This window comes from Exiguobacterium undae DSM 14481 (assembly GCF_000620805.1).
GTDB lineage: Bacteria > Bacillota > Bacilli > Exiguobacteriales > Exiguobacteriaceae > Exiguobacterium_A > Exiguobacterium_A undae.
The window spans coordinates 2,288,971-2,312,192 of record NZ_KK211187.1 but is presented as its reverse complement, the minus strand read 5'-3'; the positions used below and the strand labels follow the sequence as shown (position 1 = coordinate 2,312,192).

Below are 23,222 nucleotides of genomic sequence, written 5' to 3'. Positions count from 1 at the left end.
GAATGGAAAGCTTAATTTGGGTCGGTTTGATGATTGCCTTTGGTGTCATCTCGGTTATCTCAAAAGCAGCCGATCAAAAGAAGACCAGTACTTCAACACGTGTTCCTTCTAAAGAATTTGGCGACTATGTCAAGAAAATGGTCGATCAAGTGGAAACAAAGCTTCCGGAAAATCGAGAGGTTCCGCCTCCGATCAAGCGGAAGCAACAAAAACAGACACAACCGGTCAAGCACCAACGGACCGAATTGCAACAACGCTTGGACGAACGCGATCGTGTGAAAGCTCAGAAACAAGCACGATCAAATCTGGGTAAGATCACGGGAAGTATTTCAAGTGATGAGATTGGAAAAAGACGGGACGAGAAAAAAGGGATGCAGACCACGCAAGAGGAAATCCGCCAGGCGATCATCTGGAGCGAAGTCCTTGGACCACCTGTCTCAAAACGGACGTCTAAGTCCCCGCATCGTTAAAAAAAGATCAGCTCTCGTGTCAGTGGAGAGCTGATCTTTTTTTGTGAAGACACGACGGAAAAATCGCTGGCTTAGGATGGGTCGAAAATGAAAAGAGTTAAAACAAGGAAACCGAGTCTTGAGGATGGGTTTTTCCTTCCAAGTATTATTCGGAAATGCTAAAGTGGACTAGAACAGATTTGTAGAGATGACGTACTGTTATCCATCATTAGGAGGCCAATCATAACGTGATATTTAATGAAAGAATCCCATTTGCATTTTCGAATTCAGAACAGATTCAAGCATTCGTAGGACCGAACGATGCCGTACTAAAAACGATGGAAGCGGAACTGGACGTGCAACTGACACATCGGGGAGATGAGTTGCTGGCACAGGCAGAAGAAGAACGTGCTGTTGTTTTGGCAAAACAAGTGGTCGGCGTCTTAAAACAGCTTGTGGATCGTGGTGCAGTCTTGACGGAACGGGACGCGACCAGTGCGATTCAGTTGGCGCGACAAGATCGTGTTGATGAATTGCTGGAGTTGTATGATACGGTCATTCACACGAATCATAAAGGGAAACCGCTCCGGGCGAAAACATTGGGACAAGCACGTTATGTCCGGGGAATTGAAAAATGTGATTTGACGTTTGGAATCGGACCGGCCGGAACAGGGAAAACGTATCTTGCGGTCGTCATGGCAGCACGTGCCTTAAAAGAAGGGCATGTCAAACGACTGGTCCTCACGCGACCGGCTGTCGAAGCCGGCGAAAATCTCGGATTCTTGCCGGGAGACTTAAAAGAGAAGGTCGATCCGTACCTGCGTCCTCTTTATGATGCGTTGCACGATGTGCTGGGCGTGGAACATACTGCGCGTTTGTTGGAACGTGGTGTGATTGAAATCGCGCCGCTTGCTTACATGCGGGGTCGGACACTCGAGCACGCTTTCGTCATTTTGGACGAAGCGCAAAATACGACACGGGAACAAATGAAAATGTTTTTGACACGTCTTGGATTCCATTCCAAAATGATTGTCACCGGTGACCTGACCCAGGTCGATTTACCGCGGGGAAAAGCATCCGGGTTGCAGGAAGCCTTGAATCTGCTCGGGAACGTCCGGGGAATTCATTTTGAACACTTCAGCTCGGCTGATGTCGTCCGACATCCACTTGTCCGAAAAATCATTGATGCGTACAGTCAAGAACTCGACTGAACCGTGACAGATGAATCACAGAGTGGAAAGGAGACGGACGGATGCGTAAAGCAGGCATATGGATCAGTCTGCTGACGCTCGGCTTTTACGTCATCATCTCGACGATGATGTACGTAAGTGTCCGACCGGAAGCATTGTCGGCGGAACCTTTTTCCATTGCGGAAGAAGACATACGATCTCCGTTGACTATCGAAGATCGCGAAGCGACAAGGCTGCTGAGGGAAAATACAGTGGCAGCCATCGACAGCCAATATACGATCAAGCAGGAATACGCAACACAACAAATCGATAAAGTCGAACAGCTTTTTGCGAGCCTGAAAGGGATCACGGAAGCCGAAGACGTCGGTAAAATCAAACAGCGTCTCCGGGGGACTGAAGCCGCTGATTTGTTGAAAGATGATGAACTGCGTCTTCTTGCGACCTCGTCGACATCAGTAAGGAATACAGCGCGTGACGTCGTCATCACGGCGATCGAAGAAGCGATGCGCCAACGTATTTCTTCCGACGGCGGTGAAGTGGCGGAAGCGCGTGAAAATGCACGGCTCGACATTGAGCGGTCACCGTTGTCCTTTTCGTTGAAAGCTGTCGGAAAAACATTGACGGACCAATTGATCGTGACGAACTATGTGTATGATCCGGAGAAAACGGAACAGCTGCGTAAGCAGACGAATGATAAAGTCGAACCGGTCCTGATTTCGGAAGGGGAGGTCATCGTCAAACGGGGGGAAGTCATTTCTCAGGATGCCTACCGGCAACTGCAACTTGTCGGGCTGATCTCAGACCGGCAGTCCTTTAAACCGTTGCTCGGAACGTTGATCTTAAGCGGTTTGATGACGATGTTGTTGTACGGCTTCATCGATCGTTCAAATCTCCGATACGCAAAAATGGGGAAGGTGAAGTTGTTTAGCCTTGTCTACCTCGTCGTCATACTTCAACTTATCGTTACGTACGGGATGGCGTTCTTAGCGGAGGATATCAATCCTGCCTTGTACTTACTCACCCCGACGGCGTTTTCGGCACTCGTGTTACGCAACTTGCTGAATGAGCGGATTGCGTTATCGAGCACGCTGTTCATGGCATTAGCGGGGACCTTTTTCTACAGCACGAATCAGAATTTCAGCTTTAATATCGCGATTTATTTGTTGGTGGGGGGACTCGTCGCGACGTACTTTTTACGGTCGAGCTTATCCCGGCGCCGTATCTTCATCAGCAGTCTGACAATTGCAGCGGCTAATATCGCTGTGTTTCTGGCATTCGTTTTGATGCGGACCGGACAACTTGAACTGAAGGAAACCTCGTACCTAATTGGATTTGCGATTGCGAGCGGCGTCTTGAGTGCGATTTTTGCGATTGGGCTGTTGCCGTTCCTCGAAATGACATTTGGTATCTTGGCTCCGACGCGTTTACTGGAATTATTGAATCCGACGCATCCGCTTCTAAAAAAATTGTTGGTCGAGGCACCTGGCACCTATCACCACAGTATGATGGTCGCAAACCTTGCCGAGACGGCATGTGAAGCGATCGGTGCGGATGGATTGTTAGCCCGTGTCGGTGCGTATTATCATGATTTGGGCAAAACCCGGCGCCCGCTCTATTTCATTGAAAATCAACATGGGCTGAACCCGCATGATCGTCTCAAACCGGAAGAGTCGGCACGGGTCATTCTGGCCCATACCGATGACGGGGTCGACTTGTTGGAAGAAGCCAAAATACCGGGTGTGATCGTCGATATTTGCCGGGAACACCACGGGACATCGTTATTACGGTACTTTTATGTCAAGGCGACTGAACAAGGTGAAGTAAACGAAGCGGATTTCCGTTACAGTGGTCCAAAACCACAATCACGCGAGGCGGCCGTCATCATGATCGTCGATTCGATTGAAGCGGCAGTCCGTTCGATGAAATCACCGACGGAAGAAGGCATTCGGGAATTGGTTAAAAAAATCATTCGAGAAAAACTGCTCGATGATCAATTTTCCGAATGTGACATGACGACACGTGATATTTATCGTGTTGGTGACAGTGCTTGCCATACGTTATCGGGGTTATTCCACGAACGCATTGAATATCCTGAATTAAAGAAAGAGGAATCGACATGAATATCTATATGACAGATGAAGGTACGTTGTTAAACGAGGACCAATTGAAACTGGTCGAATCGATTTTAGTATATACGGCGAAGGAAGAGGACATTGAAAGTAACAGTGAACTGTCCGTTACTTTCGTGACCAACGATGAAATCCAGCAGATTAACCGGGAATGGCGTGGGAAAGACCAGGCGACGGATGTGATCTCGTTTGCGATGGATGAACTGGGAGAAGATGAAATCGACTTTCAGTTGCTCGAAGATGAGCCCGTCGTCCTCGGTGATTTAATCATTTCGGTCGAACGGTGCCGGGAACAAGCAGCTGAATACGGCAATCATTTTGAACGGGAACTTGGATTTTTAGCAGTGCATGGTTTTCTCCACCTTCTCGGATATGACCATATCGAAAAAGCGGACGAAGAAATCATGACGAAGCGGCAGGAGGAAATCTTACACCACTTCGAGCTGTATCGAGGAAAATTGTGAAGACGTGGTGGTTACCGTTTGTCCATGCGATGAACGGGATCCGTCAAGCCTTAAAAGAAGAACGGCATATGAAGGTGCATGCTGTCGTTGGAATGATCGTGTTGTTGGTGGCGTTTTATATGCCGCTGACGGCAGTCGAGCGGGCGATCCTATGTTTGACGGTCGGTGTCGTGCTGAGTGCGGAGATGTTGAATACGGCGTTTGAGCGGACGGTGGATCTTGTGACAGAAGAGTGGCACCCGCTCGCAAAAGCGGCAAAAGACATTGCCAGTGGAGCAGTTCTGGTGTTGGCGCTTACATCAATTGCGATTGCACTATGCATCTTCGTCCCATATTTGGTACAATAAGAATCCGGCCTTTTTTGGCCAACAAAGTTGCTAAAAGGGGAAAAATGACATGAAAACAGAACAATTACTCGAACAAGCTAAACTTGCACGCGAAAAAGCGTATGTACCTTATTCCAAGTTCCAAGTCGGAGCTGCCTTACTGACGAAAGACGGACAAGTCTTCCACGGATGTAACATCGAAAATGCAGCGTATGGTCTTTGTAACTGTGCCGAGCGGACAGCAATCTTCTCTGCTTGGGCGCAAGATGCACGTGAGTACGCAGCGATTGCGGTCGTAGCTGATACGGAAGGTCCGGTCGCACCATGTGGCCAGTGCCGCCAAGTTTTATTTGAAATGTGTGAAGCCGACATGCCGGTTTACTTGACGAACCTTACGGGAGACGTCACGGAAACAACGGTTGGTGCCCTCTTACCAGGTGCATTCACGAAGGGAGATCTTCATGTTTAAAGAAGGATTTAAATCGGGATTCGTCTCGATCATCGGTCGTCCGAACGTCGGGAAATCGACATTCCTCAACCGCGTCATCGGGCAGAAAATTGCCATCATGTCGGATAAGCCGCAAACGACGCGGAATAAGATTCAAGGGGTTTATACGACGGAAGACCTGCAAACGATTTTCATTGATACGCCAGGGATTCACAAACCCAAACATAAACTGGGCGATTTCATGATGAAGGTCGCAACCAATGCCTTACGGGAAGTTGATGCGATCCTCTTTATGATCAATGTGACGGAACCAAAAGGAAAAGGTGACGAGTTCATCATCGAGAAGCTGAAAGAACTCGATACGCCGATCATCCTCGTCATGAACAAGGTGGATTTGATTCACCCGAATGACATTCCGCCCATCATCGAATCGTATCAAAATGAACTGAACTTTGCTGCGGTCGTTCCGATCTCGGCATTGCAAGGGAATAACGTGGAACCCCTTCTGCAAGAAATCGCCAAGATTCTTCCGGAAGGACCGATGTACTATCCGGCCGATCAAATTACCGATCACCCGGAACGGTTCATCATCTCGGAAATGATTCGGGAAAAAGTCCTGCAAAAGACGCGTGATGAAGTCCCGCACTCGATTGCTGTGGCGATTGATCAAATCAAGACACGGGAAGACGGCAATATGGTCGATATCCATGCAACGATCATGATTGAACGTGATTCACAAAAAGGAATCATCATCGGAAAACGCGGAGCGTTGCTGAAAGAAATCGGTTCAGAAGCCCGGACGGACATCGAGATGTTGCTTGGTACAAAAGTCTACTTGAACCTTTGGGTGAAGGTGCAGAAAGACTGGCGCAACAAAGCCGGTCAATTGCGCGAACTCGGGTTCCGCGACGACGAGTATTAAACGATGATTGATAAGGCGGAAGGGCTTGTACTACGAACGGTCGTGTATGGTGAATCAAATAAGATCATTACGCTGTTGACACGTGAATATGGCAAGCTCGCCGTCATGGCCCGTGGTGCGAAAAAACCGGGAAGCCGGTTTAATGCAGCGAGTCAGCCGTTTATTCGAGCGGTCTACGTCTATCCGCGCTCACGTGGTCTCGGTCAACTGAAATCAGCAGACGTCATCACCGGTTATTCGAACATTCGCCAAGATGTTTTCTTGATGGCGTATGCCATGTATGTGTTGGAACTTGCCGATAAGGCGCTTGATGAGCGGGTGCCGCAACCGGCACTGTATGACTTGTTCGTTGATGGTCTGGAGGCGATGGACGAAGGACTTGATCCAGACGTCGTTTCTTTTATCATCGAGTTACGGTTATTACGGCATCTAGGGATTGCCCCACACTTAAACGGCTGTACGGTTTGCGGCAGTGCCGAGGCACCGTTCGCTTTCTCATTGAGCCACGGTGGGTTGTTGTGTAAACGTCACCGGCACGAAGATGAGCATGCGGTGTATGTAACAGAAGCGGTGGCTAAGATGTTATACGTTTTTTCTGTTTATGATTTTTCCCGGATCGGAAAGGTTGAAGTGAAGCCGGAGACAAAACGATTGTTGCGGCAAATCATGGATGCTTATATGGAACGGTACAGCGGACTCCGCCTTCGTTCGAAACGGGTTCTTGATCAATTACTCAATCTTGGAGACGATTGACAGACTAGTCGAACGTTCGGTAGAATAAGTGCGGAAGAACTAACTAAACGAACACGATGAGAAAAAGGAGTAACACCTGATGTTCAGTCAAGCGATTTCGGGATAGTGCGAGCCGGAAATGAAGCAGGTGTGAACGGCATTTTTGAGTGTTCCCGATTAAAGAGTGGCATGCTGAGTCATGCAAGTAGGGTGGAACCGCGGGCTTGTCTCGTCCCTATGTACAACCTTGTTGTACATAGGGACGTTTTTGCGTTCCCTCATAAATTTGGAGGTGGAAGTCTTGAAGATGACAGTACAAGAAATGATCTTAACACTGCAAAAGTTTTGGGCTGAACAAGGCTGCTTGACGATGCAGGCATATGATGTCGAAAAAGGTGCCGGGACGATGAACCCGATGACGTTTTTACGGAGCTTAGGACCAGAACCATGGAACGTCTGTTATACAGAACCATCCCGTCGCCCGGCTGACGGTCGTTACGGAGAAAACCCAAACCGTTTGTATCAACACCATCAGTTTCAAGTCATCATGAAACCGTCACCGGATAACATTCAGGAGCTTTATTTACAAAGCCTTGAACTGCTCGGAATCAATCCGCTGGAACACGACATTCGTTTTGTTGAAGACAACTGGGAGAATCCGACGTTCGGTGCGGCAGGTCTCGGTTGGGAAGTCTGGTTAAACGGAATGGAAATCACGCAGTTCACATATTTCCAACAAGTCGGCGGAATCGAGTGCAACCCGATTGCCGTAGAAATCACATACGGCATCGAACGTCTTGCTTCCTACATTCAGGATGTCGAGAGTGTCTTTGACTTAGTCTGGACGGATGGATTCAAGTACGGTGATATCTTCTATCAACCGGAATTCGAACATTCGAAATACACGTTTGAAACATCAGATGTCGACCTGTTATTCACATTGTTTGACCAGTATGAGAAAGAAGCGAACCGGGCACTCGATGAGAATCTCGTGTTCCCGGCGTATGACTATATCTTGAAATGTTCGCATACCTTTAACCTGTTGGACGCAAAAGGGGCGATCTCGGTGACGGAACGGACTGGATTCATCCACCGTGTTCGGAATATGTCTCGCCGTTGCGCACAAAGTTTCATTGAAGAACGGGAACGGTTAGGCTTCCCATTGATTAAATCGAAAGCAGGTGAATCGCATGCATGAACTATTACTTGAAATCGGTCTGGAAGAACTGCCAGCTCGTTTCGTTCTGCAATCGGAAACGCAGTTAAAAGAACGCGTCACGACGTTTTTGACGGAGGCGCGGATTACATTCGAGAACATCGAATCGTTTTCAACACCACGCCGTCTGGCGGTTCTCGTGACGGGCATCTCTGAACGTCAAGCGGATTTAGAAGAAACCCTGAAGGGACCGGCTAAACGGATTGCTCAGGATGCAGACGGAAACTGGACGAAAGCAGCCCAAGGATTTGCCCGCGGAAAAGGGTTGACGACGGACGATTTATTCTTACAAGAAGAAAAAGGCGAGGAATATATCTTCGCGGTACGTAAAGAGTCGGGACAAGAAACGGCGACACTCATGCCGGGGCTGAAACAAATCGTTGAAGCGATGTCGTTCCCGAAAAACATGCGGTGGAGTACACAATCGTTACGGTACATGCGTCCGATTCGCTGGATGATTGCTTTACTGGATGATCAAGTCATTCCGTTTGAGGTCGCAGATGTCGCAACCGGACGGACATCACGCGGACACCGCTTCCTCGGACAAGACATTACGATTCTTCGCCCGAACGCCTATGTCGAGGCACTCGCGGCAGAACATGTCATCGTCAGTTATGACAAACGCCGGACGTTGATTGAAGAACAAATCCACGCGTTGAGTGAACAAGAAGGGTTCGAAGTACCGATCGATGCGTCACTGCTCGAAGAAGTCACGAATCTCGTCGAATACCCGACTGCTTTGTTCGGTGCCTTTGACGAGTCCTATCTGGAACTTCCGGAAGAAGTCCTAATCACAACGATGAAGGAACACCAACGGTATTTCCCGGTCAAGAAAAACGGTACGTTGCTGCACTATTTCGTAACGGTCCGCAATGGAAACGCACATCACATCGAGAACGTGGCCCGCGGAAACGAAAAAGTCATCCGGGCCCGCTTGGCGGATGCCCAGTTCTTCTATGAAGAAGATAAAAAGGCTGATATCGATGCGCAAGCAGCCCGTTTGGATAAAATCGTCTTCCATGAAAAGCTTGGCACGACAGGTGAAAAAGTGCGTCGTGTGCGTGAGATGGCGTTGCAACTCGCCGACCGTTTTGGAGCAGAACCGGCGAAAGTGGAACGTGCCGGAACAATCTATAAATTTGACCTTGTCAGTCAGATGGTCTACGAGTTTACGGAATTGCAAGGGATGATGGGAGAGCGGTACGCCAACATGAAGGGGGAAGATGCAGAAGTTGCAGCATCGATCCGTGAACATTATCTGCCGCGTTTTGCCGGGGATGAGAGTCCAAGCACGCCAACAGGTACCGTGCTGGCCGTATTGGACAAACTCGACAGTGTCGCTGGATTCTTCGGTGTCGGGATGATTCCTAGCGGTTCGGCTGACCCATATGCTTTACGGCGTCAAGCACAAGGGATCGTTCAGATTCTTTCAGACCGTCAGATTGACATGACCCTGTCAGAACTGATCGAATTCGTTGTCGCAGCACAACTAAAAGCAGGGCTTTACCAGGCGGACGCAGAACAAGTAAAGACAGCGATGGAAGAATTCTTTAATCAACGTCTGAAATTCCGGTTATCAGAAAAAGGATATCGTCATGACGTCATCGAAGCAGCACTTGAACCGAAGTTGACGGTGGGAGCAAACGAAAAACGAGCGGCAATGCTTGAGCAAGCAACGCAGCGTCCGACGTTTAAAAAGACGGTCGAACAGCTCAGTCGTGTGCTCAACATCTCGAAGAAAGCCGAGTCTGTGGTCGTCGTGAATCCAGCGCTCTTTGAAAATGAAGCGGAACGTGCCTTGCACGAGCAAATCGAACAGTTGATTCCACAAGTCGAAGCGGCTGTCGAAAAAGCAGATTATGAGCAGGCGATTCAAGTACTTGAAGCTAGCGTTCCTGCAATCACTGCTTATTTCGATGGAACGATGATCATGGCGGAAGAGGAAGCAGTTCGGACGAATCGTCTCAGCGAGATGAAACGGTTTGCGACGGCGATTGAAAAAGTCGCACGATTCAATGCCCTCACTTTAGTGTGAATAAAGGACGGATGAGCCGATGAAGTTAAATGAACGGCAGAAAAAAATACTCCAAATCGTTAAAGAAAATGGTCCGATCACAGGAGAGCAGATTGCATCTGAACTCTCCTTGACGCGGGCGACATTACGTCCGGACTTATCGATTTTGACGATGACAGGAATGCTTGAGGCACGTCCACGTGTCGGTTATATGTACGTCGGTAAAAAAAATGCCTCGATGCTGCATGAAAAACTGGATACGTTGACCGTCGGCGAGTTCATGTCTTCCGCAAAAGTCATTCACGAAGGCATGACGGTGTACGATGCAATCGTCCATCTGTTCCTGGAAGATGTCGGTTCATTGTTTGTTGTCGGAAAAGATCATGCGCTCGTAGGTGTCCTGTCACGAAAGGACTTTTTGCGCGCCGCAATCGGCAACCAAGAACTCGATTCGTTGCCGGTCAATATCATCATGACCCGGATGCCGAATCTGACGGTCTGTGAGAAAACGGAAACGTTGATCGGGGCCGGGATGAAACTGATCGAGAAGCAGATTGATTCGATGCCGGTCGTCGAACAAGTGGATGGTGTCTTGAAGGTCGTCGGTCGGATGACGAAGACGAACATGACAAAAGTATTGGTCGCACTAGCACGAGATGAAGAACTTTAAGAGGGGGTTCGCAGATGAGACAACGTATTTATGTAGTCAGTGACTCAGTCGGGGAGACCTGTGAATTAGTCGTTCGGGCAGCGGCGATTCAGTTTCCAGAGCAGGCAATCGAAACCGTCCGGATTCCGTTTGTCGATGACGATCAAGTCATCTATGATCTGGTATTGCATGCAAAGGAAGAGCAGGCGACCATCGTCTATACGATCGTTCATGCCACACATCGCCGCCTTCTCGCTGAGACGGCACAGGCTCATGATGTCAAGGCGATTGATCTGTTAGGTCCGCTGCTGGACACGATGGAAGGACGTCTTGGCCTGCAACCAAAAGAAGAACCCGGTTTGATCTATCGATTGGATGAAGAATACTTCCGGAAAATCGAAGCCGTCGAATTTGCCGTAAAATACGATGACGGGCGTGATCCACGCGGCATCAAGCGGGCTGACATCGTATTGATCGGTGTCTCACGGACGTCGAAAACACCTCTTTCCCAATACTTGGCGTTAAAACGTTACAAAGTAGCCAACGTCCCGCTTGTTCCTGAGTCGGTTCCGCCGGAAGAACTGTTTGATATTCCAAAAGAAAAGTGTTTTGGTTTATTGATTTCCCCGGAAAAGTTGATCGATATTCGGATGGAGCGTCTCCGTTCGCTGGGACTGAAGCCGGAAGCCGCATATGCGCAAATCGATCGTATCAACCGTGAACTTGATTATGCGAAAAAACTGTACGAACGGATTGGGTGTCAAATCATCGATGTGACGAACAAAGCCGTTGAGGAAACAGCCAATTTGATCTTGACCGGAATTTCCGGCAAATCACATGACTAGTAAAGTCCTGTTTCGCGTAGTATACTAATCTAGCTGATTAATGAGATGATGCAACTTTTCTAATGAAACGGAACGAGTATTCGTTCCGTTTCATTGCGGGTATATGTATATAAACGTTCGAAAGGAGAGGTGACCGATTGAAACGGCTTCCTGACGAATTGGTGGATCAAGTTCGACAAGCAACGGATATCGTTGAATTGATATCAGAACGTGTAGAATTAAAAAAACAAGGGAATCGTTATTCAGGGTTATGTCCTTTCCATTCTGAAAAATCCCCTTCTTTTTCTGTTTCTCCGGACAAAGGCATGTATTATTGTTTTGGTTGTGGAGCGGGGGGGAACGCCATTACCTTCGTTATGGAAACGGAAGGGATGAGTTTTCCGGAAGCGGTCGTCAAACTGGCGGATCGGACGGATATCAAGCTGCCGGAGTTTGAACGATCGGATCAAACCGAGTCCACGCCGGATCAAGAAAAAAAATATCGGATGCGTGAAGCGCACCGGATCGTGGCAGATTTATATCATGAAGTCATGTTACAGACGGCAGCAGGTGATAGCGGACGGGAATACCTCGAACAGCGGGGAATTCAAGAGTCGGCCATGCGAGAATTCAAGTTGGGATATGCACCTGATCAAGAACGGTTTACGGTGGATTCTTTAGCGCGAAGAAATTTTGATCTTGACGAGATGGTGGAAGCTGGGCTGATTTCTGTCGGACGGGATGGCGATTATCGCGATCGTTTTAACGGCAGAGTGGTTTTTCCGATTTCAGATCGTGATGGCACGATTATTGGATTCAGTGGACGTTCCATTGACGGGAGAGACCCGAAGTACGTCAACACGGCTGAAACACCGCTTTTTAATAAAAGTGAGCTGTTGTTTGGTTTTGCGCAGGCACGAGGTGCCATGCGTAAAAGTAAACAGGTCGTGTTGGTGGAAGGAAATTTAGATGTTGTACGTGTCGCTCAAGCGGGTATACCCTATACGGTAGCTTCTTTAGGAACGGCCTTAACTCCTGTTCATGCGCAAAATCTGGCACGGATCGTCGATGAAGTCATTGTATGTTATGACGGAGACAAAGCGGGACGCGCAGCGACATTAAAAGCACTACGCTTATTAGAAGACGTTGCGGTCGATTGTTCCGTAATTCGATTGCCGGATGGCGAAGATCCCGATTCTTTCATCGGGACCCAGTCAGAAGAAACCTTTCTTCGTCTGGTGGAACAAGAACGAATTTCAGGCCTTGAATTTAAATCTTTTTATTTTCGGCAAGGAAAAAATCTCCGATTAGAAGGAGAACGGGTTCGTTATATTGAAACTATGCTTGAGGAGATTGGTCGTACGACCAATCCGTTGTTACGTGATATCTATCTAGGGAAACTGGCGGAAGAGTTTCATTTGTCGAAAGAATCGTTATTGTCACAAGTTAAACCGTTGCCGACGCAACATGCTCAACCGAAACCAGAACGACGGCAAGAAACACAAACAGTCACTTCTTCTGCACAAGATCGAACATTTTCGAACTGGAAAAAAGCAGAACGTTTTTTACTGGCCTATATGATTCGGTCGGAGGAAGTGGGACTTGAAGTACGGGATCAATTGGGTGTTGAGTTCAATGATCCGGCGCATCAATTGATTGCAGGTAAACTATATGAATTTTACGGAACAGATACCCCAGCGGATCCGGACCGATTTCTAACGATGCTTCAGGATGCTTCACTTCAGCGAATCGTAGCGGATCTAGAGTTCATGCTAATGCCGGAATATGATCCGGATTTATTGAGTCACTATATTCGTTCTGTTCAAAACGAACGGCAACGACGGACGCTAGACGAAGAAAAGTCGCAGTTGAGTCAACAAACAGATATCCGCGCTCAAGCGGAACTAATGCAGGCGATCATCGAACGGAAACGGCGTTTGAAAGATCGGTGACCTGCTGCATGATGTGGAAGGAGTGTATGGTTCGATGGCAGAAAAAGCAAGATCAGAAGCTGAAATACTCCGTCTCGCGAAGGATGAACTAATCGCGCTCGGACACAAGAATGGTGAACTATCGCATCAAAAAATCGAGGACAAACTCAGTTCGTTCGAATCGATGGATGCGCAACAGTTTGAAGAATTTCTTCAGTTGCTTGAAACAGAAGGCATCAAGGTCAATAACGATGGGACCGGTGACGACAAAGAAGAAGCCGATCTCAATGATTTATCCGTACCGCCGGGTGTCAAAATCAACGATCCGGTCCGGATGTACTTGAAAGAGATTGGTCGCGTCGACTTGTTGAATGCAGAAGATGAGGTCGAACTCGCAAAACGGATCGAACAAAACGATGAAGAAGCCAAAAAACGTCTGGCTGAGGCGAACTTGCGTCTTGTCGTTTCGATTGCTAAACGGTATGTCGGTCGTGGTATGTTGTTCCTTGATTTGATTCAAGAAGGAAACATGGGACTGATCAAAGCAGTTGAAAAGTTTGATTATACAAAAGGATACAAATTCTCGACCTACGCCACGTGGTGGATTCGTCAGGCCATTACACGTGCCATTGCCGACCAAGCGCGGACGATCCGGATTCCGGTTCATATGGTTGAAACAATCAATAAATTGATTCGGGTCCAGCGTCAATTGTTGCAGGATTTAGGACGTGAACCGACACCGGAAGAGATTTCAAAAGAGATGGAAATCACGCCGGAAAAAGTGCGTGAAATCCTTAAGATTGCGCAAGAACCGGTCTCGCTTGAAACACCGATCGGAGAAGAAGATGATTCACACCTCGGTGACTTCATTGAAGACCAGGATGCGACAGCTCCTCAAGATGCCGCAGCCTACGAGTTGTTGAAAGAACAGTTGGAAGACGTACTCGATACGTTAACCGATCGGGAAGAAAACGTCTTACGTCTCCGTTTCGGCTTGGATGACGGTCGGACGCGGACACTTGAAGAAGTCGGGAAAGTATTTGGTGTCACCCGTGAGCGGATTCGTCAGATTGAAGCGAAAGCATTGCGGAAATTGCGTCACCCAAGTCGTTCGAAACGTCTGAAAGATTTCCTCGATTAATTCAAAGTGTGAAGAAAATATGAAATTTTAGTGAGAAGGGAGAAAAAGTTTTGTTTTTTTCTTCCTTCTCTGTTTTTTTTACAGTAGAATAGTAACGGGGAATACCATTCAGTCACCAACTTGGTTGGGTATAGAATATGGGGGGGAATCCAAATGCGTAATCCGTTAGTACCGTTCGCAGCGATTGCGATCATCGCCATCATCGCCATGATTTCATTGTCATACTTTGGGGTCGATCAGGTAAAAGAAGCTGAAAAAGGTCCATCAACAGCTGAAATGAAGCCGGAAGATCTATTTGCATCAAAAGGATGTACAGGATGTCACGGTGGAAATCTTGAAGGTGGAGCAGGTCCGAACTTAACAAAAGTCGGCGCGAAGCTGAAAGAAGAAGAAATTAAAGAAATCGCAATCAACGGTAAAGGGCAAATGCCTGGCGGTCTTGCGAATGACGAAGAAGCCACTGTTTTAGCGAAATGGCTTGCTGAAAAGAAATAAGTCAATCAACATCCGTCTCTTCTCCGAGATGGGTGTTTTTTTGTGACGGTTTTAATGGAGACGACGGTTTCTTTTTTTCGTCAAGTCCGCTATTTTAAAAAGAGAGTGAACAGAGGAAGGATGAATCAGATGCAAACGAATGTCATACTGGATCAACGCTTAAAAAAAGTCGTGTCTTATATTCCACAAGGAGCGGTGCTGGCGGATATTGGATCCGATCACGCATTTGTCCCGTGTTATTGTCTGCAACAAAACCTCGTCGAGAAGGCGATTGCCGGTGAAGTGAACGTCGGACCGATGGAAGCAGCCCAAGCACAGGTCGCGTTAGTTCAACTCGAGGACAAGATTGATGTCCGTCTCGGAAGTGGTCTGACCGTCTTGACGCCGGGGGAAGCAACGGCGATTACGATTGCCGGAATGGGCGGCACATTGATTTCGACGATTCTCGAAGAAGGAAAAGCCAATTTATCGGGAGAAGAACGATTGATTCTCCAACCAAACGTCGATGCAGTGGATGTCCGGAAATGGTTGCTCGCAAATGGATACGCCCTCTTGTCGGAAGCCATCGTCAAAGAAAACGAAAAAATTTATGAAATCCTGGTCGCCCAAAAAGGCGAGGAATCCGTATATGCGGATGATTCAGAGCAGCGGGAATGGGAACTGTACTTTGGTCCACAATTAATGCGTGAAAAAGCGCCTGCCTTTGTTGAAAAGTGGCAAACGGAACAACAAAAGCGCAAGTATATTTTAGAACAGATGCGTCAAGGGACGGAATCGGATCAACTACAGGAAAAAATCGTGAAAATCGAGCAGTTGATTCAGAAAATGGAAGAGGTGACACACTGATGGCAAACGGACAGCAAATCATCGAACAGTTCGAGTCGTTTGCCCCTAAAAAGTTTGCCTTTGAGGGGGATCCGATTGGTTTACAGATTGGGACACTCAACAAGGACGTCAAACGGGTTCTGGTCACACTGGACGTTTTGGAATCCGTCGTCGACGAAGCAATCGAAAAAAAGATTGATTTGATTATCGCGCATCATCCGCCGATTTTTAGTAAGTTAGCCCAAGTCAATGATCAATCCGCGGCAGGACGGATCGTCATGAAATGTATCAAACATGAGATTGCCGTTTACGCGGCCCATACGAATCTCGACGTGGCAGAGGGGGGCGTAAACGATTTGATGGCGGACGCCCTCGGTCTGACCGATACCCGTGTATTGGTTCCTTCTTTCGAGAATACGGTTTACAAACTCGCTGTCTTCGTTCCGGAAGAAGCCGTTGAACGGGTGTCTGATGCGCTTGGACGAGCAGGAGCAGGGCATATCGGCGCATACAGCGACTGTCAGTTCCACAGTACGGGGACAGGACAGTTCAAAGCAACGACAGGAGCCAAGCCATACGTCGGACAAACGGGTCAAATCGAGCGGGTCAATGAAGTCCGGATTGAAACCGTCGTCACGGAACTCAATCATAAGCAAGTCATTCGGGCAATGAAAAAGGTGCATCCGTATGAAGAGGTGGCGTATGATTTGATTCGTCAAGAAATGACGGCACCACCACTCGGTCTGGGACGAATCGGATCTCTCGAAGAAGCGATGCCGTTGAGAGCATTTGCCGAACACGTCCGGACAGCCTTCGCTGTTGAGAACTTACGTTTTGTTGGGGATGAAAACCGACTGGTCCGTAAGATTGCCGTATTAGGCGGGGATGGGAATAAATATGTATCAACGGCTGCATTTGCGGGGGCCGATGTCTTGGTGACGGGAGATTTATATTTCCATGTCGCCCACGATGCCATGGCACTGGGGCTTGCTGTGATTGATCCGGGGCATCACGTCGAATCGGTCATGAAGCAAGGGGTCGTGAATCTCCTGACAGAACGGTTTACGAAACAGAACATCCGCGGCGTAGAACTGATCGTGTCGACGACCAACACGAATCCGTTTCAATTCTTATAAAAAAAAACGATTCCCACCGGACTGGACGGTTGGGAATCGTTTCATTCTGATTTAGAGAATTTTTACTTTCGGTAAAATCCGACGCAATTCAAGGAATGGTGTCTTATCATGTGTGCTGATATCAGCTGGATCGTACTGCTGCAAGAAATCGATGACTTTTTTAGTGATTGGCGTCGGTGTTGAAGCACCAGACGTTACACCCACATGCTGAACCCCTTCGAGCCAAGATAAATCAAGTTCAGTCAAGTCACCGATGCGGTGAGCCGGCGTCTCGGCGATATCGAACGACACTTGTGCCAAACGGTTTGAGTTATTCGAGCGCGGATCACCGACAACGATGACCAAATCACAATCACCGGCCTGTTCAGCGACAGCTTCCTGACGGACTTGTGTCGCATTACAAATTTCATTATGCACTTCGACGTGCGGATATTTTTCACGAACGTGTCCCATCAATGCTTGGACATCCCATTGACTCATCGTCGTCTGATTGGTGACGATAATTTTTTTGGTTGCCAGATGATCAGGCAACGCATCGATATCTTCTACTTTTTCGATGAGGTGGACGTGTTCAGGCGCAACCCCGACGGCTCCCTCCGGTTCAGGGTGACCATGTTTGCCGACATAGATGACTTCGTAATCGTCAGCGACAACAGTCCGAATCAAGTCGTGTGTCCGTGTAACATCAGGACAAGTCGCATCGACGACCGTCAAGTTTTTTTCGGCAGCTCGTGCATAAACTGCAGGAGAGATACCGTGAGCGGTGAAGATGACTGTACCTTCTTTAATCGTTTCCAATGCTTCAAGACGGTCCGGACCGTCAACGGTCAATACGCCCATCCGTTCGAATTCACGTGTGACGTGAGCATTGTGGACGATCATACCCAAAATATGAATAGGTCGCGGTAAACTGTCATTCATTGCCGCTTGTTGAGCGAGTTTCATGGCATCCACGACACCGTAACAATATCCGCGAGGACTGATTTTTTTTACAAGCATAGTCTAGATTCTCCTTTAGTATAGAAAGAATGATTATTTAGAGTGTACCATTGATTGAAGGTGAATGAAAACAGAGGAGTCTGTTCGCACGTAAGAACATGATATACTAATTGGGTTGAAAATGAACGGGGAAGGGGGCGGAAAGATGGAGACGAAAAAGATGATGCGGTCCTATTTTTTCCAAATCACGGCTGTATTATTCATTCTTATTTGTCTTGTCATCTCAGCACTGGCCTTCACGGCGGATCGGGTAACGATTTCACGGGTAGAACAACAGACAGAAAAGCAGAGTGAAAAAAGTGTTGAGGTCTCGAGCAATGCCCTGCGTGACAGTGTGGGAAACCTGCATGAGAAAATCATGGGTCTTCAATTAAATGTCACCAACATGAACAATCTTGAACAGGCGATCCGGGACAGCAACTTACTGGATATCGATACCGGATTTAAAAGTTTCTTTTACTATGATCGTAAAACCGACAAAATCACCTGGTTCTCGAGTGAAGACCGACGAATAAAGGATGGTGCAATCCGGGAAGACGATTCGTTCCTTCAAGCATTGACGAGTACGGATTTTCATATGAGTAAACGTTATCCGTTGGAAAGTGATTACCTGACGTATATGTTCGTATCCGTTCGAAACGGCAATGAACGTGTCGGCGTGTTTGGTGGCGGACTGAGTTTGATGAATTCGGTGGTCTTCCGTAATTCTCTGGAATCGTTTGATGATGATACGATGGCCTATCTCTTTAACAGCCAAGGCGAGCCGCTTGCCACTTCAAGAAATCTTGTGACCGATCAAGAACGGCTGTTGAGCCAAAGTGTCGTCGATCGTGCCTTCCGAAGTACAAAGCCAAACGAAATTTTTAGTACAAATAAAGACATGTACTACTTTGCACAGGATTTAAAGGTAACCGACTGGAAAGTGTTGGTTCGGACGCCGCGAAGCGTATTTTATGAACCCGTCTATACGACGCGTCAGCAATATTTGGTCATCGCCGCGTTGACCCTCGTCTTGAGCCTGATTGTCGGCTATTTGATGTCACGTCAATTGACGGCACCGTTACTTGAGTTAGTACAAAAGATTGAGAAAAGTACGACACCACAACCGATTACGCTGGAACGTTCCGGTTCGAATGAAGTCAAGACACTTGTCTCCGCCTATAATGAGTACGCACAGCGGATGGAGAACGCCCGGGTCGAACAGTTGAGCCAGCAGCAAGTCATTTTACACCAAGAGAAGTTGGCATCGCTCGGACAACTGGCAGCCGGCATTGCCCACGAAATTCGAAATCCGTTGACACCGGTCAAGATGGCGTTGCAGCTTTTATCAGAGGACAAACAAAATAATCCGGACATGATGCACATCGCGTTATCAGAATTAGACCGGGCCAATCAATTAATTCAGACGATGCTTGATTTGTCGAAAAACGACAATGCGTCACTAGTGATGGGGCAAGTCGACGTCAAAAAAATGATGGAGAAACTGACGTTCATTCTTGAGTCGAAATCACATCCGTATGAAGCGGATTGTAAAATCTATACACCGGCTCACATGCCGACGCTGTATGCTTCTGAAAACGGATTGTTGCAAGTCCTGTCGAACTGTATCGGGAATGCACTCGAAGCCGTTGAATCCAAAGGACCGGACGGAATTTGTCATGTTCATCTCCACGTGTATCCGGATCAATTCGTCTTCATCATCCAAGATAACGGAGTAGGAATGGATGCCGAGCAAATTAGTCAAATCGGTCAAGCGTTCAAGACCTCAAAAATCAACGGAAACGGTCTTGGTCTGTTCATGTCGAGTCAAATCGTCTGGCAACATAATGGAAGACTCGAGGTCGACAGTAAAGTCGGCGTCGGGACGACCGTTCAACTGTTCTTCCCGAGACGGGAGGCACAGGAATGAGATTCAATAAATCCTGGTTGCTCGTGTTAATCATTTGGATCTCGTCCGTCTTGCTGATCTCGAACATGTTTGTCCAAAAAGAAGCGAGTCCAAAACGAGATGTCGTCGGTTTTACAATCGTCAACGATAAACATGAGTTTGCGCAGCGTCTCATCAACGCTTTCAAAGCGGAAGCAAAAGCGAATAAATATGAGGCGGTCGTAGCGACGTCACAAAATTCACGGATTAGTGAACGGGAACAAATCCTCGAGTTCATCGAACTACAGGTGGATGCAATTTTCGTTACGACGTTAGACGATGTCTATATCGGCAGTGCAATCGAAGAAGCCAAAAGAGCAGGCATCCCGGTGTTTGCCATTGACCGGATGATTCGGTCGGATGCCGTCGTCAGTTCGATTACATCCAACAATCAAATGATCGGTGAACAATTGGCGTCTTATATGAAAAACGAATTCATTAAGCGAACCGGTCAATCGACGGGAAAAATCATTGAAATCACAGGGACGGCGAATGTCTATACGACCAATGAACGCCACCGCGGGTTCTTGGAAGGAATCAAAAGTGAACCGGGGTTGTCCATCGTGAATTCAGCCAGTGGAAACTACGATCCGGTCACATCCGAGCGTGTCATGCGTCAATTGATTGAATCCGGAATCGAGTTTGATGCGGTCTACTGTCACAATGACGATATTGCGATGGGTGTACTCGAAGCATTGAAAAAAGCAGGGATTTCCGGAAAAATAGTTGTCGGCATTGACGGGAATCGTGCTATATTAGAAGCTGTTGACATGAAATCGATGGACGCGACAGTCGTCCAGTCCGCTGAAGAGATGATGAAAGTTGCCTTCAGCGCGTTGAAGCTTCATACGAAAAACAAAAAAATTCCCGATCGTTTCTATACGTATTCATATTTGTATGACGGTAGTAGACCAATACCCATGTTGAACTGAAGAAATAGATGGTGAAGGCGGACGATTCGCCTTTAATTGTTAAAGAAAGAGAAAGGATGGTGACAAATATGAATGGATTTACCCATTTCGATTTGCACCCGTTCGTCGTCGAAGCACTCGAAGACGCACGTATTAAAAAACCAACCGATATTCAATCCCGGATCATTCCGGCAGCGCTCAAAGGGCGGGATATCATCGGACAATCACAAACCGGAACAGGAAAAACGTTATCGTTCCTCCTGCCGATCGTTCAAAACATCAACCCGGAATCACAAGAGATGCAAGCAATCATCGTTGCTCCGACACGTGAACTGGCTTGGCAGATTCACGAAGAGTTAAAGTCGATCCTCGTCAAACAACCGGACTATATCAAGACGAGTCTGATTACAGGTGGTATGGACCGCGAGCGTCAAATCGGACGTGTCAAAGTTTCGCCGCAGATCGTCATCGGCACACCGGGACGGATCTTGGATCTGTTTAAAGAACAAGCGTTGAAACCACACTTCGTAAAACATTACGTCATCGATGAAGCGGATCAGATGCTTGATATGGGATTCTTACCGGAAGTCGACCGGATTGCCCAAGCATTACCGGAGAAGTTACAGATGATGGTCTTCTCTGCGACGATTCCAGAAAAACTGCAACCCTTCTTGAAAAAGTATATGAACAATCCACGGTATGCCCATGTGGATCCGAAACAGCAGACAGCTAAGAAAATCGTCCATCACACAGTTCCTGTCAAACACCGGGATCGTTCAGATTTGGCGTTAAAACTGGCGAAAGCTCTTAACCCGTATATCTGTCTCGTCTTCACGAATACGAAAACAGAAGCAATCGAACTTGAAGCTCTCTTCTTGGAAGCGGGACTCAACGTCGGTTCACTTCACGGTGACCTGCCGGCCCGTCGTCGGAAACAAGCCATCAAAGAAATCAACGAAGCGAAATACCAATATGTCATCGTAACGGATCTTGCGGCACGCGGAATTGATATCTCAGGCGTCTCACACGTCATCAACCATGGTATTCCAAAAGATCTTGACTTCTATGTCCACCGTGTCGGTCGGACCGGTCGTGTTGACCAAGATGGCTTGGCGTACACATTGTTCGAAGATCATGAGAATGGTTCGATCAACCGTCTGGAAGACCGTGGTATCGAATTTACGAACGTTGATGTCAAGAGTGGTCAAGTCAGCGAAGTGAAAGAACGTCGCCGTGCGAAACCACACATGAAGACCGCTGTTTCAAAAACAGCACACAGCCGTTTATCTGGGGAAGCAGCAAAAGCCAAAAAACGTGTTAAACCAGGTTATAAAAAGAAACACCAATACAAATTAAAAGAAACGGCGAAACGTGAACGCATTAAAGAACAACGCGGAATCGGTCGCGCCGAACGTAAAGCCAACGCAAGTAAATCAAAATAATTCATCCGCAACGTGTGTTGAGGATGATTCGTTTCAGCAAAGTTCACGAGAACATCGTGGGCTTTGTTTTTTTTAGGTGGCTAAAGGTTCTTGTTTTTTTCGGCATTTGGTACACTAAGAACAGAAGAAGGGTGGAATTTACAATGAAAATCGGTTCACATGTGTCACTTTCAGGGAAAAAGATGTTGCTTGGTGCAAGTGAAGAAGCAGCGTCCTATGGAGCAACAACCATGATGGTTTATACAGGTGCTCCTCAAAATACAAGACGAAAACCGATTTCTGATTTACGGATTCCGGAAGCTTTGTTACACATGGAAGCAAACGGAATTGAAGAAATCGTGGTGCATGCCCCTTACATCATCAATTTAGGGAATACGACAAAACCGGAAACATTTGAGTTGGCAGTATCGTTTTTGGCAGAAGAAATCCGTCGGGCAGAGGCGCTTGAAAAAGCGAAACATATCGTTCTTCATCCAGGAGCCCACGTTGGTGCCGGCGAAGAGGTCGGAATCAAGCGAATCATCGAGGGTCTCAATGAAGTCTTGACTGGAGACGAACAGGTGAAGATTGCTCTCGAGACGATGGCCGGGAAAGGATCGGAAATCGGAAAAACATTTGAAGAGATTGCGGAAATCATTGCGGGTGTGACGCATAATGATCGTCTGTCCGTCTGCCTGGATACATGTCACGTCCATGACGCCGGATACGATTTGATTCATGACCTAGATGGTGTTCTTGAACGATTTGATCGAATCGTCGGGATCGATCGGTTAGGTGTCATTCATGTCAATGATTCTAAAAACGTGCGAGGTGCCAAAAAAGACCGTCACGAAAACATTGGTTTTGGTGAGATTGGATTTGATCCATTACATCTCATCGTCCATCACCGGGATTTGGCACACCTGCCTAAAATCCTTGAAACGCCGTATATCGGTCTGGATCCAAAAAAGAAAGTCGCACCCTACAAAGAAGAGATCATGATGTTACGCTCGGGGAAATTTGATGCCGAGTGGCGTCTACCACTGATTGGTACATCCATCTAAACGGAAGAG

Annotated in this window: 22 protein-coding genes; 21 read left to right on the top strand and 1 reads right to left on the bottom strand. The window is 47.5% G+C overall.

Going from position 1 to position 23,222, the window contains the following annotated elements:
- Positions 1–2: 2 nt before the first annotated feature.
- From P397_RS0112790 to P397_RS0112710, 17 genes are all read left to right on the top strand, one after another.
- On the top strand, positions 3–470 hold the full coding sequence (locus P397_RS0112790; protein WP_026833638.1) for a hypothetical protein: 468 nt from the start codon (positions 3–5) through the stop codon (positions 468–470).
- 227 nt (positions 471–697) lie between these two features.
- Positions 698–1,660 (top strand): PhoH family protein, encoded by a 963-nt coding sequence (locus P397_RS0112785; protein ID WP_051524030.1) that lies wholly within the window; start codon positions 698–700, stop codon positions 1,658–1,660.
- 41 nt (positions 1,661–1,701) lie between these two features.
- On the top strand, positions 1,702–3,759 hold the full coding sequence (locus P397_RS0112780) for an HD family phosphohydrolase (RefSeq protein WP_028106798.1): 2,058 nt from the start codon (positions 1,702–1,704) through the stop codon (positions 3,757–3,759).
- Positions 3,756–4,232 (top strand): rRNA maturation RNase YbeY, encoded by a 477-nt coding sequence (ybeY, locus tag P397_RS0112775; protein ID WP_026833635.1) that lies wholly within the window; start codon positions 3,756–3,758, stop codon positions 4,230–4,232. Before P397_RS0112780 ends, ybeY begins: the two co-directional genes overlap by 4 nt.
- Positions 4,229–4,579, top strand: coding sequence for a diacylglycerol kinase (locus P397_RS0112770; protein ID WP_028106797.1), 351 nt, complete (start codon positions 4,229–4,231; stop codon positions 4,577–4,579). Before ybeY ends, P397_RS0112770 begins: the two co-directional genes overlap by 4 nt.
- A 49-nt stretch (positions 4,580–4,628) precedes the next feature.
- Positions 4,629–5,027 carry a cytidine deaminase gene (locus P397_RS0112765; protein ID WP_026833633.1) on the top strand — a complete coding sequence of 133 codons (399 nt, stop codon included), beginning with the start codon at positions 4,629–4,631 and terminating at the stop codon, positions 5,025–5,027.
- Positions 5,020–5,928 (top strand): GTPase Era, encoded by a 909-nt coding sequence (gene era, locus P397_RS0112760; protein ID WP_026833632.1) that lies wholly within the window; start codon positions 5,020–5,022, stop codon positions 5,926–5,928. The genes P397_RS0112765 and era overlap by 8 nt, the downstream gene beginning before the upstream one ends.
- 3 nt (positions 5,929–5,931) lie before the next feature.
- The gene (gene recO, locus P397_RS0112755; protein WP_028106796.1) at positions 5,932–6,681 is read left to right on the top strand and encodes a DNA repair protein RecO; all 750 of its coding nucleotides are present in this window, start codon (positions 5,932–5,934) and stop codon (positions 6,679–6,681) included.
- A 286-nt stretch (positions 6,682–6,967) separates the two neighbouring features.
- Positions 6,968–7,858, top strand: a complete 891-nt coding sequence (gene glyQ, locus P397_RS0112750; protein WP_012369731.1) for a glycine--tRNA ligase subunit alpha — start codon at positions 6,968–6,970, stop codon at positions 7,856–7,858.
- Entirely contained in the window at positions 7,851–9,911 is a 2,061-nt protein-coding gene (glyS, locus tag P397_RS0112745; protein ID WP_035414215.1) for a glycine--tRNA ligase subunit beta, read from the top strand. The genes glyQ and glyS overlap by 8 nt, the downstream gene beginning before the upstream one ends.
- A gap of 19 nt (positions 9,912–9,930) precedes the next feature.
- Complete coding sequence (locus P397_RS0112740; protein ID WP_026833628.1) at positions 9,931–10,560, top strand: helix-turn-helix transcriptional regulator; 630 nt, start codon at positions 9,931–9,933, stop codon at positions 10,558–10,560.
- Positions 10,561–10,574: 14 nt separating this feature from the next.
- Complete coding sequence (locus P397_RS0112735) at positions 10,575–11,384, top strand: pyruvate, water dikinase regulatory protein (protein WP_026833627.1); 810 nt, start codon at positions 10,575–10,577, stop codon at positions 11,382–11,384.
- A gap of 137 nt (positions 11,385–11,521) precedes the next feature.
- On the top strand, positions 11,522–13,315 hold the full coding sequence (dnaG, locus tag P397_RS0112730) for a DNA primase (RefSeq protein WP_028106794.1): 1,794 nt from the start codon (positions 11,522–11,524) through the stop codon (positions 13,313–13,315).
- A 34-nt stretch (positions 13,316–13,349) separates the two neighbouring features.
- Positions 13,350–14,435: an RNA polymerase sigma factor RpoD gene (gene rpoD / locus P397_RS0112725; RefSeq protein ID WP_012369736.1), complete on the top strand. Its 1,086-nt coding sequence runs from the start codon at positions 13,350–13,352 to the stop codon at positions 14,433–14,435.
- A gap of 153 nt (positions 14,436–14,588) precedes the next feature.
- Complete coding sequence (gene cccA, locus P397_RS0112720; RefSeq protein ID WP_026833625.1) at positions 14,589–14,930, top strand: cytochrome c550; 342 nt, start codon at positions 14,589–14,591, stop codon at positions 14,928–14,930.
- 129 nt (positions 14,931–15,059) lie between these two features.
- Positions 15,060–15,776, top strand: coding sequence for a tRNA (adenine(22)-N(1))-methyltransferase (locus P397_RS0112715; protein ID WP_028106793.1), 717 nt, complete (start codon positions 15,060–15,062; stop codon positions 15,774–15,776).
- Entirely contained in the window at positions 15,776–16,891 is a 1,116-nt protein-coding gene (locus P397_RS0112710; RefSeq protein ID WP_028106792.1) for a Nif3-like dinuclear metal center hexameric protein, read from the top strand. The genes P397_RS0112715 and P397_RS0112710 overlap by 1 nt, the downstream gene beginning before the upstream one ends.
- Before the next feature lie 51 nt (positions 16,892–16,942).
- On the opposite strand, the gene P397_RS0112705 is transcribed toward P397_RS0112710, so the two are convergent.
- Complete coding sequence (locus tag P397_RS0112705) at positions 16,943–17,890, bottom strand: 4-hydroxy-3-methylbut-2-enyl diphosphate reductase (RefSeq protein WP_026833622.1); 948 nt, start codon at positions 17,888–17,890, stop codon at positions 16,943–16,945.
- A 145-nt stretch (positions 17,891–18,035) separates the two neighbouring features.
- Here P397_RS0112705 and P397_RS0112700 point away from each other — a divergent pair, with 145 nt between their 5' ends.
- From P397_RS0112700 to P397_RS0112685, 4 genes are all read left to right on the top strand, one after another.
- Positions 18,036–19,799, top strand: coding sequence for a sensor histidine kinase (locus P397_RS0112700; protein ID WP_028106791.1), 1,764 nt, complete (start codon positions 18,036–18,038; stop codon positions 19,797–19,799).
- Positions 19,796–20,749 (top strand): sugar ABC transporter substrate-binding protein, encoded by a 954-nt coding sequence (locus tag P397_RS0112695; protein ID WP_028106790.1) that lies wholly within the window; start codon positions 19,796–19,798, stop codon positions 20,747–20,749. Before P397_RS0112700 ends, P397_RS0112695 begins: the two co-directional genes overlap by 4 nt.
- A 68-nt stretch (positions 20,750–20,817) precedes the next feature.
- Positions 20,818–22,170, top strand: coding sequence for a DEAD/DEAH box helicase (locus P397_RS0112690; protein ID WP_026833619.1), 1,353 nt, complete (start codon positions 20,818–20,820; stop codon positions 22,168–22,170).
- Positions 22,171–22,313: 143 nt separating this feature from the next.
- Positions 22,314–23,213, top strand: a complete 900-nt coding sequence (locus tag P397_RS0112685) for a deoxyribonuclease IV (RefSeq protein ID WP_028106789.1) — start codon at positions 22,314–22,316, stop codon at positions 23,211–23,213.
- Positions 23,214–23,222 lie beyond the last annotated feature (9 nt).